Source organism: Streptomyces purpurogeneiscleroticus (assembly GCF_020024005.1).
In the GTDB taxonomy this organism is placed as follows: domain Bacteria; phylum Actinomycetota; class Actinomycetes; order Streptomycetales; family Streptomycetaceae; genus Streptomyces; species Streptomyces purpurogeneiscleroticus.
The window spans coordinates 1-12336 of sequence record NZ_NHSG01000437.1 but is presented as its reverse complement, the minus strand read 5'-3'; the positions used below and the strand labels follow the sequence as shown (position 1 = coordinate 12336).

At 72.6% G+C, this 12336-nt stretch carries 16 protein-coding genes; 10 read left to right on the top strand and 6 right to left on the bottom strand.

Features of this window, described 5'->3' with window-relative positions:
- Positions 1-2: 2 nt before the first annotated feature.
- From CCS38_RS32475 to CCS38_RS32460, 4 genes are read right to left on the bottom strand one after another with little or no spacing between them, the layout of a single operon-like run.
- On the bottom strand, positions 3-608 hold the full coding sequence (locus tag CCS38_RS32475) for a DedA family protein (protein ID WP_223736909.1): 606 nt from the start codon (positions 606-608) through the stop codon (positions 3-5).
- Positions 609-643: 35 nt separating this feature from the next.
- On the bottom strand, positions 644-1426 hold the full coding sequence (locus CCS38_RS32470; RefSeq protein WP_223736907.1) for an MBL fold metallo-hydrolase: 783 nt from the start codon (positions 1424-1426) through the stop codon (positions 644-646).
- A 41-nt stretch (positions 1427-1467) separates the two neighbouring features.
- Complete coding sequence (locus CCS38_RS32465) at positions 1468-1647, bottom strand: DUF397 domain-containing protein (RefSeq protein ID WP_223736906.1); 180 nt, start codon at positions 1645-1647, stop codon at positions 1468-1470.
- A complete protein-coding gene (locus CCS38_RS32460; RefSeq protein ID WP_223736905.1) occupies positions 1644-2462 on the bottom strand; it encodes a helix-turn-helix domain-containing protein in 819 nt (272 codons plus the stop codon). The genes CCS38_RS32465 and CCS38_RS32460 overlap by 4 nt, the downstream gene beginning before the upstream one ends.
- A gap of 90 nt (positions 2463-2552) precedes the next feature.
- On the opposite strand from CCS38_RS32460, the gene CCS38_RS32455 reads away from it, so the two are divergent.
- On the top strand, positions 2553-2966 hold the full coding sequence (locus CCS38_RS32455; protein ID WP_223736904.1) for an ATP-binding protein: 414 nt from the start codon (positions 2553-2555) through the stop codon (positions 2964-2966).
- Here the strand turns inward: CCS38_RS32455 and CCS38_RS32450 are convergent.
- The gene (locus CCS38_RS32450) at positions 2963-3493 is read right to left on the bottom strand and encodes a GNAT family N-acetyltransferase (protein ID WP_223736903.1); all 531 of its coding nucleotides are present in this window, start codon (positions 3491-3493) and stop codon (positions 2963-2965) included. The genes CCS38_RS32455 and CCS38_RS32450 overlap by 4 nt on opposite strands.
- 202 nt (positions 3494-3695) lie before the next feature.
- Between CCS38_RS32450 and CCS38_RS32445 the strand changes: the two genes are divergently transcribed.
- The 4 genes from CCS38_RS32445 (at position 3696) to CCS38_RS32430 (ending at position 8438) form a co-directional block, all read left to right on the top strand.
- Complete coding sequence (locus CCS38_RS32445) at positions 3696-5906, top strand: phage holin family protein (RefSeq protein WP_223736902.1); 2211 nt, start codon at positions 3696-3698, stop codon at positions 5904-5906.
- Positions 5907-6057: 151 nt separating this feature from the next.
- The gene (locus CCS38_RS32440) at positions 6058-7488 is read left to right on the top strand and encodes an amino acid permease (protein ID WP_223736901.1); all 1431 of its coding nucleotides are present in this window, start codon (positions 6058-6060) and stop codon (positions 7486-7488) included.
- Positions 7489-7521: 33 nt separating this feature from the next.
- Entirely contained in the window at positions 7522-7989 is a 468-nt protein-coding gene (gene aroQ / locus CCS38_RS32435) for a type II 3-dehydroquinate dehydratase (RefSeq protein WP_223736900.1), read from the top strand.
- Between the two features lie 137 nt (positions 7990-8126).
- On the top strand, positions 8127-8438 hold the full coding sequence (locus CCS38_RS32430) for a 4a-hydroxytetrahydrobiopterin dehydratase (protein ID WP_223736899.1): 312 nt from the start codon (positions 8127-8129) through the stop codon (positions 8436-8438).
- On the opposite strand, the gene CCS38_RS32425 is transcribed toward CCS38_RS32430, so the two are convergent.
- Positions 8371-9387 (bottom strand): YihY/virulence factor BrkB family protein, encoded by a 1017-nt coding sequence (locus CCS38_RS32425; RefSeq protein WP_223736898.1) that lies wholly within the window; start codon positions 9385-9387, stop codon positions 8371-8373. The genes CCS38_RS32430 and CCS38_RS32425 overlap by 68 nt on opposite strands.
- 314 nt (positions 9388-9701) lie before the next feature.
- On the opposite strand from CCS38_RS32425, the gene CCS38_RS32420 reads away from it, so the two are divergent.
- The 5 genes from CCS38_RS32420 to CCS38_RS32400 all read left to right on the top strand — a co-directional run.
- Entirely contained in the window at positions 9702-10181 is a 480-nt protein-coding gene (locus CCS38_RS32420) for an RNA polymerase sigma factor (protein ID WP_223736908.1), read from the top strand.
- Positions 10172-10771: an Asp23/Gls24 family envelope stress response protein gene (locus tag CCS38_RS32415; RefSeq protein WP_223736897.1), complete on the top strand. Its 600-nt coding sequence runs from the start codon at positions 10172-10174 to the stop codon at positions 10769-10771. Before CCS38_RS32420 ends, CCS38_RS32415 begins: the two co-directional genes overlap by 10 nt.
- A complete protein-coding gene (locus CCS38_RS32410) occupies positions 10768-11166 on the top strand; it encodes a hypothetical protein (RefSeq protein WP_223736896.1) in 399 nt (132 codons plus the stop codon). Before CCS38_RS32415 ends, CCS38_RS32410 begins: the two co-directional genes overlap by 4 nt.
- Positions 11163-12050, top strand: a complete 888-nt coding sequence (locus CCS38_RS32405) for a class I SAM-dependent methyltransferase (protein ID WP_223736895.1) — start codon at positions 11163-11165, stop codon at positions 12048-12050. Before CCS38_RS32410 ends, CCS38_RS32405 begins: the two co-directional genes overlap by 4 nt.
- Before the next feature lie 64 nt (positions 12051-12114).
- Positions 12115-12336: hypothetical protein (locus CCS38_RS32400; RefSeq protein WP_223736894.1), on the top strand; the 222-nt coding region annotated here is incomplete at its 3' end.

Sequence of the window (12336 nt, the reverse complement as noted above, 5' to 3'; positions counted from 1 at the left end):
GGTCAGGCCGAGCGGTCGTGCGGGCGCCGAATGCGGCGCCAGGCCGCCGGGGCCGCGCTGAGCAGGACCGTCAGGCCGACCGCCGCGGCCACGCCCTGCCACGGCTCGCTGAAGAGCGAGCCGCCCAGGATGCCGATGAGCTGGTACGTCGCCGCCCAGGCCAGGCAGGCCGGCAGATCGCCGCGGGCGAACCACCGGACCGGCAGCTTCGCCAGCAGGCACGCCAGCATGATCGGGATGCGCCCGGCCGGCACCAGCCGGGACAGCACGAGCACCTGTACCCCGTGCTCGTCCAGCCGCGTCCGCGCCTGCGCCAGCCGCTCCGGCGCCGACCGCTCGCGCAGCCGCTCCAGCCACCGCGAGCCGTTCTTGGACCGCACCCCGCGCGCGCCCAGCCAGTACAGCGCCAGGTCGCCGAGGAACGCGGCGGCCGACGCCACGAGGAAGACCAGCAGCAGCGAGAACGGCGCGGTGTGGTGGAAGGCCACGGCCGCCGCCGAGCTGACCAGCGCCCCGGTCGGCACGACCGGCACCAGCGCGCCGAGCACCACCAGGACGAAGAGCGACGGATAACCGGCCGCCTGCTGCGTGGACTCCGGCGGGACCATGGCGGCCAGCGCGACGGCCGGTGTCCAGGAAGCGCTCACCGGCCCGCCGCCAGCCGCACGGAGGCGCCGTGCTCCAGCCGGTGCACGGTCACCTCGGGTGCCAGCAGCGCCGACTGCCGTACGAACTCCTGCCCCGGCGCGTGGAATTCGTGCGGCCGCACGGCATCCATCCCGATCGGCCAGTACGTGCCGTAGTGCACCGGCACGGCGTCGCGCGGCGCGAGCCGGGCCGCCGCGATTGCCGCGCGGTGCGCGTCCAGGTGCCCGTGACCGAGGAACGGGCCCCAGCCGCCCACCGGCAGCAGCGCCACGTCGCAGCCCCCGACCTCGTCCGCCATGTCGTCGAACAGCCCGGTGTCACCAGCGAAGTACGTCGTCGCCGCGCCTTGCATCACGTACCCGAGGGCGGGCACCCGGTGCGGCCCGTACGGCAGCCGCCGCCCGTCGTGCGCCGCGCGCACCGCCCGTACGGTGACCGCGCCGACCTCGGTCTTCTCACCTGCGTCGAGCTCCGTCACGGGCAGGTCGTGGGCGGCCGCGGTACGGCGCAGCCCGGACAGCGCGGCGGGCGCGCCCCGCGGCACGATCAGCCGCGTACCGGGCGCGAGGCGCGCGAGCGAGGGCAGGTGCAGGTGGTCGGCGTGCAGATGCGAGATGAGTACCGCGTCGGCGATAGCGGCGCGCCCGTCAGGGACGGCACCCCGGCGCCGCCGCAGGTGCGCGAGGCGCCGTACGAACAGCGGGTCGGTCAGCAGCCGCGTCCCGGAGTCCTCGACGGTCGCGGTGGCATGTCCCCACCACGTGACCTCCACCGACACGGTCTGACCTCCATACGCGCCTCACACCTCGCTCTTCGAGCCTACGCCCGAGCCGCGAAGGTTATGAAAGCGGCAAACACGTCCGGCCGTACGTCGAGGATCGGCCCGTCGGGGTCCTTGGAGTCCCGGATGTGGATGGTGGCGGGGGTGGGGGCGACCTCGACGCACTGGCCACCGGTGGAATCGCTGTAGCTACTCTTGAACCACTTCAGGTCGCTCATAGCTCATCCCTCAACTGCTCGATCAGCTTTACGGAATCCTCCGGCCGGAGGGCCTGGCGTCCGATCATGGCATAGCGCCGCGTCAGTACTCCGACCTCTTCCGGCCGGGAAACCAGAGTGCTCTGCCCCTCCACTTCCGTGTAGACCAGGGTCGTCAGTTCCGCCGTTTCGATGACCGTCATGGGGCCCGGTAGGCCAGCGTGCTCGCCCTTGTTCATCGGCATGACCTGCAGTACGACGTTGGGGCGTTCTGCGCACTCGAGGAGATGCTCGTACTGGCGGAGCATCACCTCACGCCCGCCGATCTGCCGCCTCAGCGCGCCCTCCTCGTGAATGCTGGTGATGCAGCACACCGGCTTGCGGTCGAAGAGGGCCTTGCGCTCCATCCGGGCAGCGGTGAGTTCCTCGATCTCCTCCTTGTCCAGCGGCGGAAAGGCGCACCCGAATACAGCCCGTGCGTATCCCTCGGTCTGCAGCAGACCGTCGATCAGCTGAGTGCAGTATGTGGACACGCTCAGCGCCGCCTGCTCCAGCTGCACAAAACCCCGGAAGTGCTCCGGATACCGCTCCAATCTCACGTACTTGGCCGCGGCGGCGATCACTCCGCCCGCCTCCAGCGCCCCCTCCGCGCTCTCCAGGAACTCATCCGTTGCCGGCTTCGCGCAGGTCTCCACCGCGCTCACCGCCGCGCCCGTGTAGTTCATCAGCGAGCCCAGTTCCGTCTGCGACAGGCCGCGGGCCGTGCGCAGGAGGCGCAGTACCTCCGCCAAGTACTGCTGTGCCGGGCTCAGGGCCTTCTTCTTCGGCTGCGCCATTGCAGCCCCCCTCAACGTGGTTCAACGGTCGGTCAACGGTCCACGTGCAACCACTACCGAGCGTAGCCACCACCACTGACAGTGGACCCCATGAACGCAGAAAGTCACCCGTGGTGCCAGCGGTTCACTTCCGTACCCCAGTCCGTGGGCCGGGCCAGGCGGGCCGTCCGCGCGGTGCTGCTCGCGCACGGCGTCGCGCCGGACACGGCCGACACCGTCGTCCTGGTCGTGTCCGAACTCGCCGCGAACGCGGCCCGGCACGGGCGCGTTCCCGGGCGGCTCTTCGAGGTGCGCATCGACCTGGGTGAGAAGGGTGAGGAGGGCGAGGACAAGGAGATCACCGTGGAGGTCTCGGACGCGGGCGACGCCCGCCCCGCGCTACAAGGGCCCACCGCGAACGCGGAAACCGGCCGCGGGCTCGTGCTCGTCGCCGCGCTGGCCACCGCCTGGGGCGTGCGGGACCGGCAGATCGGCAAGACCGTGTGGGCGCGGGTCAGCCGCTAGTGCGGCTCGGGGCTTTCGATGACGTACACCCGGACCGTGCGGCCGCACGTGGGGTCCACCGTCTCGCGGTCCAGCCGCATCCCCAGCTTGCGCATAATGCGTTCGGAGGCGTCGTTGCCGCGCTGCGCGATGCTGATGATCCGCTCCAGGCCGCGCTCGCGGAACCCGTAGTCCAGCGCGGCCCGCGCCGCCTCCGTGGCGATGCCCCGTCCCCAGTACGGCCGGCCCAGCCGCCAGCCGATCTCCACGGCGGGCAGTACCTCCGGCAGGAAGTGCGGTACCGACAGTCCGACGAACCCGGCCAGCTCCCCCGAGGCGCGCAGCTCCACCGCGAACAGCCCGAAGCCCTCGATGTCCCACTCCTGTTCCCAGGAGGAGATCCCGGAGGCGGTCTGCGTCAGGCTGCGCGTCGCACCGCTCCCGATCCAGCGCATCACCTCGGGATCGGCGTTCACGGCTGCCATCGGCTGAAGGTCTCCGGGGAGCCAGCGGCGCAATGTGAGCCGCTGCGTGTGCAAAGTGATCACGCTTCATCCTGCCAAATCCGGCTGCCGGGCCACCGCGCGGGAAGCTGTTTCCCGCCGACCGCTGCCGCTGCCATTGCCATGCCCATTGTCGGGGTTGTCCACAGGGGCCCGACCCGTCCCGGCGTGTGTGGCACGCTGAAGCGCGGACCGGTGACACGTACCGGACATGTCAGCGACATGTCGGAGGAAAGGTGAGTGCGGAGTGCGGCGTCCTCGATGGCGGAGCGCGGGCGGTGCCCTGCTGCGAGTGATCGCGGTCTGGGCGGTCTCGACCGTCGCCATGCTCGTGCTGGCCGGTGCGCTGCCCGACTTCCGGCTGCAGTCCGCGGACGGCGACAGCGCCACTCGTACGGCGGTGACCGCGGCGCTCGGCGCCGGTGCCTTCGGCCTGCTCGGCGCCCTGGTGTGGCCGCTGCTCGTACGGACCCTGCTGCTGGTGCCCGCGCTCGTGCTCGGCCTGCTGGTCTTCGCGCTCAACGGCTCGCTGCTGCTGGTCGCACTCTGGCTGATCCCCGACGGGCGCGGCGCGGCCTCCCCGGAGACGGCCGTGGTGGTTGCGGCCGTGATGTCCGCGGTGTCCTCCGCCACGGGCGCGGCGCTGGCTGTCGGGGACGACGACGCGTACCGCAGGCGGCTGGCCCGGCTGGCTCTCCGGCGGCGCGCCTCCGTGGTGCAGGACCCGGCGGGCGCCCCGCCCGGCACGGTCTTCCTCCAGCTCGACGGCGTCGGGCACGACGTGCTCGTGGACGCGCTGGCGGGCCCCGACCCGCTCATGCCCACCGTCGCGGGCTGGGCCGGTGCGACCCACTCGCTCACGCCCTGGCGCACCGACTGGTCCAGCCAGACCGGCGCCAGCCAGCTCGGCATCCTGCACGGCACCAACCACGACGTGCCCGCCTTCCGCTGGTACGAGAAGGAGACCGGCGAGGTCGTCGTCAGCAACCGCCCGACCAGCGCCGCCGAGCTGCAGCGCCGCGCGATGGCGAGGACCGGCAGCGGCGGCCTGCTCTCCGTGGACGGCGCGAGCCGGGGCAACCTCTTCAGCGGCGGCGCGGCGCAGCTCGCGCTGGTGCTCTCGGTGGCCGCCCGGCGCGGCCGGTACAACCGCTCCCGGGCCGGGTACTTCGCGTACTTCTCCGATCCGGCGAACGCCACCCGCACCGCGGCCTCCTTCGTGGTCGAGGTGTGCCGGGAGATCGGGCAGTCGCTGCGGGCGCGCTTCCGGGAGGACGGGCCGCGGGTCAAGCGCGGAGGGCTGTATCCCTTTGTGCGGGCCTTCGCGACGGTCGTCGAGCGGGACGTGGTGGTCGCCGCGGTGATCGGCGACATGCTGGTCGGCCGGACCGCGATCTACGCCGACCTGGTCGCGTACGACGAGGTCGCGCACCACTCCGGTCCGGAGAGCCGGGACGCGCGGCTGGTGCTGCGGCGGCTGGACCGTTCGCTCGCGCTGATCGCGAAGATCGCCCCGCACGCGCCGCGCCCGTACCGCATCGTGCTCCTCTCCGACCACGGACAGAGCGCGGGCGAGACGTTCGCCGGGCGGTACGGGCTGACGCTGGAGGACCTGGTGCGGGCCGGCTGCGGGCTGCCGGTTTCCAGGCGGGCGCGGCGCAGCCCCACGGGTGCCGAGGCCAGGAACACCGCGCGGGCCGCGCTGCACCGCCCCGAGGAGCAGCCGGAGGAGACCACGCGGCGGGCCCGCCGCGCCGCCGAGCCGATCGTGCTGGCCTCCGGGAATCTCGGCCTGGTGTCGCTGCCCTCGATACCGGGCCGGGCGACGCGCGAGCAGATCGACCGCCACAATCCGGCGCTGCTGAGCACCCTCGCCGAGCATCCGGGCATCGGCTTCGTGCTCGTACGGTCCGAGGAGCACGGCGCGGTCGTGCTCGGCCCGCGCGGGGGCGCGCACCACCTCGACACGGGGCGGATCGTCGGCGAGGACCCACTGGCGCCGTTCGGGCCGGGCGCGGCCGACGCGGTGCGCCGTACCGACGGCTTCCCGCACGTCGCCGACATCATGATCAATTCCGCCTGCGACCCGGAGACGGGCGAGGTGCACGCCTTCGAGGAGCAGATCGGCTCGCACGGCGGCCTCGGCGGCCCGCAGTCCGGGGCGTTCCTGCTGTGGCCGGAAGAGCTCACGCCGCCGGTGGGGGAGGGCACGGAGCTGGTCGGCGCCGAGCGGATACATCGTGTCTTCCGCCGCTGGCTGGGAGAGGGCAGCGGCCCGGGCGTACCGGTGGGCGGCGAGCCCCGGTCCAGTACAGAGAAAGCGCAGGCCACGTCCAGCACGGAAGAAGCACCGGCCACCGGCGGAATCCGGCCCGGTGTGGATGAAATCCGGTCGCAGGGTGCCACTTCCGAAGCTTTTTCGCCCGCCGATGGCGCCGCGCAGGACAAAAACCGCTGATTTGGAGGCGGCCTCCGGGGTCGCGGACCATGGTGGAGCGCCCGTTGCCACCCGGCCGGGCGCGGCGCGTGCCGAGAGCCTGACACAGGCCCGGTGCGCAGGGCGTCCGGCGACCTCGGACGCAGAGCACAAGAGAGAGCCACCACCCGCCATGCACGACCGGCACACCCGCCGCTTCGGTCTGGGGACCGCCACCGCCCTGGTGATGGGCAACATCATCGGCGGCGGGATCTTCCTGCTCCCCGCCTCGGTCGCCCCCTTCGGCACCGTCAGCCTCGTAGCCTTCGGCATCCTGACCCTCGGCGCGCTCGCGCTCGCCCTGGTCTTCGGCCGCCTCGCCCAGCGCCATCCGGACACCGGAGGCCCGTACGTCTACGCACGCGAGGCGTTCGGCGACTTCGCCGGCTTCCTCTCCGCCTGGTCGTACTGGACCATGTCCTGGGTCAGCAACGCGGCCCTCGCCGTGGCCGCCGTCGGCTACGTCCACGTGCTCTTCCCCGGCCACGACTCCACGGGCACGGACCTGGCCGTCGCGCTGATCGCCCTCTGGCTCCCGGCGATCTCGAACTTCGCCGGCACCCGCTACGTCGGCGCCGTGCAGCTGATCGCCACCGTCCTGAAGTTCCTGCCGCTGCTGTTCATCGCGATCGCCGGGCTCTTCTTCTTCGACGCGGACAACCTCGGCTCCTTCCACGAGGGCAGCGGCAGCTCGCTCGGCGGGCTCTCGGCCGCCGCCGCGATCCTGCTGTACAGCTACGTCGGCGTGGAGTCCGCCGCGATGAGCGCGGGCGAGGTGCGCAACCCCCGGCGCAACGTCGGCCGGGCCACGGTCCTCGGCGTCCTCGGTGCCGCCGTCGTCTACCTCCTCGGCACCCTCTCGGTCTTCGGCACCGTCCCGCACGACAAGCTGGTGGACTCCCAGGCCCCGTTCTCCGACGCGATGAACGCGATGTTCGGCGGCACCTGGGGCGGCACGCTGATCGCCGCGGCCGCCGTGATCTCCATCCTCGGTGCGCTGAACGGCTGGACGCTGATGAGCGCCCAGTCCCCGTACGTCGCCGCCGGGGACGGCCTGTTCCCGGCCGTCTTCCGGAAGAAGCGGCGCGGCGTGCCGACCTTCGGCGTGCTGGCCTCCGCCGTCCTGGCCTCGGCGCTCACCGTGTGCAACTACGTCTCCGGCGCCGCCGGGGTCTTCGAGATCCTGGTCCTGATCACCACCTTCTCGGCCACCGTGCCCTACCTCCTCGCGGCCGGCGCGCAGGTGTACTTCCTGCTCACCGGGCGCCGCGACGAGGTGCGCCCCGGCCGCTTCGCCCGCGACCTGGTCCTCGCGCTGGCCGCCTTCGGCTTCACCTTCTGGCTGGTGGCGGGCGCCGGGTACGCGGCGATCTACCAGGGCGTGCTGTTCCTCTTCGCGGGCATCCTGGTGTACGCGTGGATGCGGGCTCGGCGGACCGTACGCGAGCGGGAGACGGCCGAGGGCTTCGCGGCGGCCGGGACTCCCGAGGCGGCCGAGACCTCCGCGACCGCCGAGGCCCCCGCAGCCGCCGAGGACGCGCCGAAGGGGATACTGGCGCCCTGACAGCGCGCCTCACCGAACGGAGAGTTGAGAGCCATGCCCCGCACCCTCGCCACCGCCCCGATCCTCGTCCTCAACGGCCCGAACCTGAACCTCCTGGGCCAGCGGCAGCCGGAGATCTACGGCTCGGACACCCTCGCCGACGTCGAGGCGCTGTGCGCCAAGGCCGCGGCCGCGCACGGGGGCACGGTCGACTGCAGGCAGTCGAACCACGAGGGGCAGCTCGTCGACTGGATCCACGAGGCCCGGCTCAGCCACGCGGGCATCGTGATCAACCCGGCCGCGTACTCCCACACCTCCGTCGCGATCCTCGACGCGCTCAACGCCTGCGACGGGATGCCGGTCCTGGAGGTGCACATCTCCAACATCCACCACCGCGAGGAGTTCCGGCACCACTCCTACGTCTCGCACCGCGCCGACGGCGTCATCGCGGGCTGCGGCGTCCAGGGCTACGCCTTCGCGATCGACCGGGTGGCGGCGCTGGTGGCCGCGGCGCAGGGCTGATCCACCGCCCAGTACCGCTCCCGGCACGCCCGTCCGCACATTGGCGCGAAAGCGGGTTCGGCGTGCGAAGGTGGGTGGAAATCTGGAAGCCAGATACCCACGCGACGCGCGACGGCTGAGCTGAGAGGCGGGACGGCATGAACGGTCAGGTGGATCCGCTCACCGACAAGGAGATCGAGGACCGGCTGGCGGAGCTGCCCGGCTGGACGGTCGCCGACGACAAGCTGACCCGTACGTACGGCTTCGACAGTCACTTCCCGGCGGCCGCGATGGTCATCCACGTGGCCCAGATCCAGGAGGAACTGGGCCACCACTCCGACCAGACGCTGAGCTACAACAAGCTGACCATCGCGGTGAACACCCACAGCGCCGGCGGCCGCGTCACCGAACGGGACTTCGCCCTCGCACAGCGGATCGAAGCCGTCGCAGCGGGCCACGGGGCCCGCTGACCCGGCCCCGCTCCCTTCCGGCGCGCGGCGCCGCCCGCGTCAGCTCCGCGTTGAACTGCGCGCCGGTCAGCAGGGACAGGTGGGAGAACCACAGCCAGATCAGGAAGACCACCGGGCCCGCGAGCGACCCGTACAGCCGGTTGAAGGTACCGACGTACGACGCGTACAGCGCGAAGCCCGCCGAGGAGACCAGCCACAGCAGCACCGCGAGGACGCCGCCGGGCACCCCGCGCCGTACTCCGCGCGAAGCCGGCGGCCCCGAGCGGAAGAGGACCAGTACGAGCACGGTCACCAGGCACAGCAGCAGCGGCCACTTGACCACGCTCCAGGTCACCTCGGCGGCCCGGCCCAGCCCCACGGCGCGCCCCATCGCGCGCGCCAGCGGCCCGCTGGCCAGCAGGGCCACCGCGCTCCCGATGAGCGAGGCGAGCAGCACCAGCGCCGTACCGAGAATGCGCGGCGCCTTGCGCCACGGCGGCCGGTCGTCCTTGACCCGGTGCATGGCGTGCAGCGCCCGCCGGAACACCGCGAGATAGCTGCACGAGGACCACACCGCACTGACCGTCGCACCGCCCACCACCAGCCAGGCCGCGGTCCGCTGGTGGGACATCGAGATGAGCGCGCGGTGCAGCGTGGCGCCGGACTGGGCCGGGGCGAGCGCGCTGATGTGCTCGATCAGCTGCCCGGTCGCGGGCGGATCGGCCAGCCCGATCAGTGAGACCGTCACAATCATCGCGGGCAGCAGCGCCAGCACCGAGTAGTACGTCAGGCTGGCCGCCCAGTCCGTCAGATCGTCGCGCCACACGGACAGCGGCGTACGGCACAGTGCGGTCCGCCACTGCCGCCAGTCCGGCAGCGAGCGCACGACTTCCTGTACCGCTCCGCGCACCGGACCGGCCCGCTCCGGCGTCTGCTGTTCCGGTACCCGGCGCTCATCGCCGACCTCCATCGTGCTGGTCTTCCTTTCCGTACGGACCGTTCCGCTTACCGGCCCGCGCCCCATCCTGCCCCGTTGCACCACCCCTCCCGTACCGGGCCCGTGGCCGGCCGTCCCGGCGAATGATCGGAAAGCGGGAAAATCACCGCGCTTTTCGCGTGCCGTACCGGGACATCGGGGCCGGCGCGTGCCCCAATGGGTACCGGGGCAGTGATGCCTGGCACGCATGTTCCGCGGTGCCGACCGAGAGGAGCGGACGGGTGCCCGAACCCGGCGATGCCCTCCTGGCCGTCCGGGCCGGAGAGGGGGACGAGGGCGCGTTCGAGATGCTCGTACGACGGCACGGCCCGGCGCTGCTGCGCCTGGCGACCCGGCTGCTGGGCAGCAGAACGGACGCGGAGGACGCCGTGCAGGACGCGTTCGTCAACGCGTGGCGCCGGATCCCGGAGTTCCGCGGCGACGCCTCGTTCTCGACGTGGATGTACCGCATCGTCACCAACCGCTGCCTGAACATTCTGCGGACCCGCCGCCCCACCCAGGACCTCGGCTCGGTCCCCGAACCGCCCGCGCCCGAACACGCCTCGTCGCCGGCCCGCGCGGCCGAGTCGCAGGCGGCGGTGCGTGCGCTGAGCGACGCCATGCAGGGGCTCACCCCCGAACAGCGCGCCTGCTGGGTCCTGCGCGAACTGCAGGGGCTGCCCTACGAGGAGATCGCCGAGATCGTGGGCAGCTCGCACCAGGCGGTGCGCGGCCGGGTCTTCCGGGCACGCCGCTATCTGACGGAGGCGATGAGCTCATGGCGCTAGGCGACGCGTACGAGGGCGAGGACCCGGCACTGCCCTGCGGCCGCACGCTCTCGGAGGTCTGGGAGACGGCAGAAGAGACCCCGGACGACCCGCATACAGTCGGCTGTCCACACTGCCAGGAAGCGTTGGCGCAGCTCGGGATACTGGACGACTACGTACGCGAGGCCCGGGACCGCGACGTGGACGAGGCGGCCGAGGCGGCGGCCACCGACCGGATCACGGCGCGGGTGATGGACCTGGTCAGGACCGACCTGCGGCCCGGCCGCACACTGCCGCTGGGCGAGCCGGCGGACGACGCCTGGATCACCGAGGCGGCGGCCGCGAAGGCGTTCCGCGCGGCGGCCGAGGCGCTGCCCACGGTCTTCGCGGGCAGCTGCAAGGTCATCCAGCAGGCGCCCGACGGGCCGGCGACGGTGTCCATGGAGGTCGCGGCGGGCCTGGAGTGGCCGCTGCCGGAACTGGCGGAACGTATCCGGGACCGGGTGCTCGCGGCGGCGGACGAGGCGGTCGGCATGACCGTCTCCGAAGTCGACGTCACGGTCGTGGACATCGTCGAGGCGGAAGCGGATTCCGGGGAGGAGCGGGCATGAGCGGCGCACACAGTGCCGAGGATCTCGGCAGGACGGAACGCGAGCTGCGGGCACTGCTGCAGCGCACCGCGGCCGAGGCCGCACGGGCCACGCCCGGGGTCGCATACCTCCGCCCGGGCCTCGGCGACCTCGTACGCGGCGCGGTCCCGCTGCTCGCCCCCGCCGACGGACAGCCACGCGTCACGGGCGTCCGCGCGGAGCCGGGCGACGCACCGGGCCTGTGGCGCGTCCGCATCCACCTCGCGGTGCGCCGCGGCCACCGCGCACTGGACGTGGTCCGCGCGGTACGAACGGAAGTGACGTCCGCGGTCCAGCGGGCGCTGGCCCCGGAGGCCCCGGACCAGCACGGCGTCGCGACACTCACCGTCACGGTGACCGTGACGGACCTGGCATGACCGGAGGCCACCCGATGGAGCTGGACTGGGAAGAACTGGCTCCGATGCTGGAACGCGAGGCCGAACTCGCCACGCCCCTGTACGAACAGGCCGCCGACTGGCTGCGCACGCTGCTCGGCGGGTCCGAGGAACGGGCCGAGGGGGAGGCGTCCGTCCGCCGCGTCTGGGACGTCGGCGCCGGCCCCGGCGTCGTCACCTGCCTGCTGGCGCGGGCCTTCCCGCACGCGGAGGTGGTGGCGGTGGACCCGGCTCCGGAGCTGCTGGCCCGCGCCCGGGACCGCGCCGCGCGACTCGGCCTCGCCGACCGCTTCCGCACCCACCGGGCCGAACTGCCCGGCGACGCTCTCGAAGAGCTCGGCACGGCCGACCTCATCTGGACGAGCAAGGTACTGCACCACGTCGGCGACCAACGGGCGGCGGTGGCACTACTCGCCGACCGGCTGCGCCCCGGCGGAGTACTGGCGGTGGCCGAGGGCGGCCTGCCCGACCGGGTACTACCGCGCGACATCGGCATCGGCCGCCCCGGCCTCCAGGCCAGACTGGACGCGGCCCAGGAGGAGTGGTTCGCACGGATGCGAACGGAACTCCCGGGCTACCGGAAGACCGTCGAGGACTGGCCCGCACTACTGACCGCCGCGGGCCTCGCCGACACCGCCAGCCGCTCCTTCCTCCTGGACCTCCCGGCCCCCCTGGACGGCACCGTCCGCGACCACATCACAGCCCGCCTGACCCGCGCCGCCGAACAGTACGGCGACCTCCTGGACGCCACGGACCGCGACACCCTGACCCGCCTGACCGACCCGACCGACGAGGCATCCATCGCCCACCGCCCGGACACCTTCCTCCTCACGGCACGAACGGTGCATGCGGGGTGCGCGGAGTAACCATCGGACCCTCGCTCTCCTGACGCAACGTCAGCCGTCGGAGCCCTCCGCGCACGCGACGACGATGACCGTCAGCCGCGCGTCCCCCGATTCCCCCGATCCCCCCGGCAACTCCGGCTCGTCGCTGGGGGCGACGCTGGGACAGGGCGACAGGGACTCACGGTCCGCAGCGGGCGTCGAATTCACGGGCCCGGAGTCCATGGGCCCGGAGTCCATGGGAAACCACCCGAACTCCGGCTCCGGCGACGGCGTACCGCCCCCGCCATTGAGCCACAACGTCATCCCA

What these genes read in the sequence shown, in the direction of transcription:
- CCS38_RS32405 (WP_223736895.1), top strand. Translation starts at nt 11,163, where the DNA reads ATGACCGGAGGCCACCCGATGGAGCTGGACTGGGAAGAACTGGCTCCG.
- CCS38_RS32460 (WP_223736905.1), bottom strand. Translation starts at nt 2,462, where the DNA reads ATGGCGCAGCCGAAGAAGAAGGCCCTGAGCCCGGCACAGCAGTACTTG.
- CCS38_RS32475 (WP_223736909.1), bottom strand. Translation starts at nt 608, where the DNA reads ATGGTCCCGCCGGAGTCCACGCAGCAGGCGGCCGGTTATCCGTCGCTC.
- CCS38_RS32415 (WP_223736897.1), top strand. Translation starts at nt 10,172, where the DNA reads ATGGCGCTAGGCGACGCGTACGAGGGCGAGGACCCGGCACTGCCCTGC.
- CCS38_RS32440 (WP_223736901.1), top strand. Translation starts at nt 6,058, where the DNA reads ATGCACGACCGGCACACCCGCCGCTTCGGTCTGGGGACCGCCACCGCC.
- CCS38_RS32455 (WP_223736904.1), top strand. Translation starts at nt 2,553, where the DNA reads ATGAACGCAGAAAGTCACCCGTGGTGCCAGCGGTTCACTTCCGTACCC.
- CCS38_RS32425 (WP_223736898.1), bottom strand. Translation starts at nt 9,387, where the DNA reads ATGGAGGTCGGCGATGAGCGCCGGGTACCGGAACAGCAGACGCCGGAG.
- CCS38_RS32410 (WP_223736896.1), top strand. Translation starts at nt 10,768, where the DNA reads ATGAGCGGCGCACACAGTGCCGAGGATCTCGGCAGGACGGAACGCGAG.
- aroQ (WP_223736900.1), top strand. Translation starts at nt 7,522, where the DNA reads ATGCCCCGCACCCTCGCCACCGCCCCGATCCTCGTCCTCAACGGCCCG.
- CCS38_RS32430 (WP_223736899.1), top strand. Translation starts at nt 8,127, where the DNA reads ATGAACGGTCAGGTGGATCCGCTCACCGACAAGGAGATCGAGGACCGG.
- CCS38_RS32465 (WP_223736906.1), bottom strand. Translation starts at nt 1,647, where the DNA reads ATGAGCGACCTGAAGTGGTTCAAGAGTAGCTACAGCGATTCCACCGGT.
- CCS38_RS32420 (WP_223736908.1), top strand. Translation starts at nt 9,702, where the DNA reads ATGCTCGTACGACGGCACGGCCCGGCGCTGCTGCGCCTGGCGACCCGG.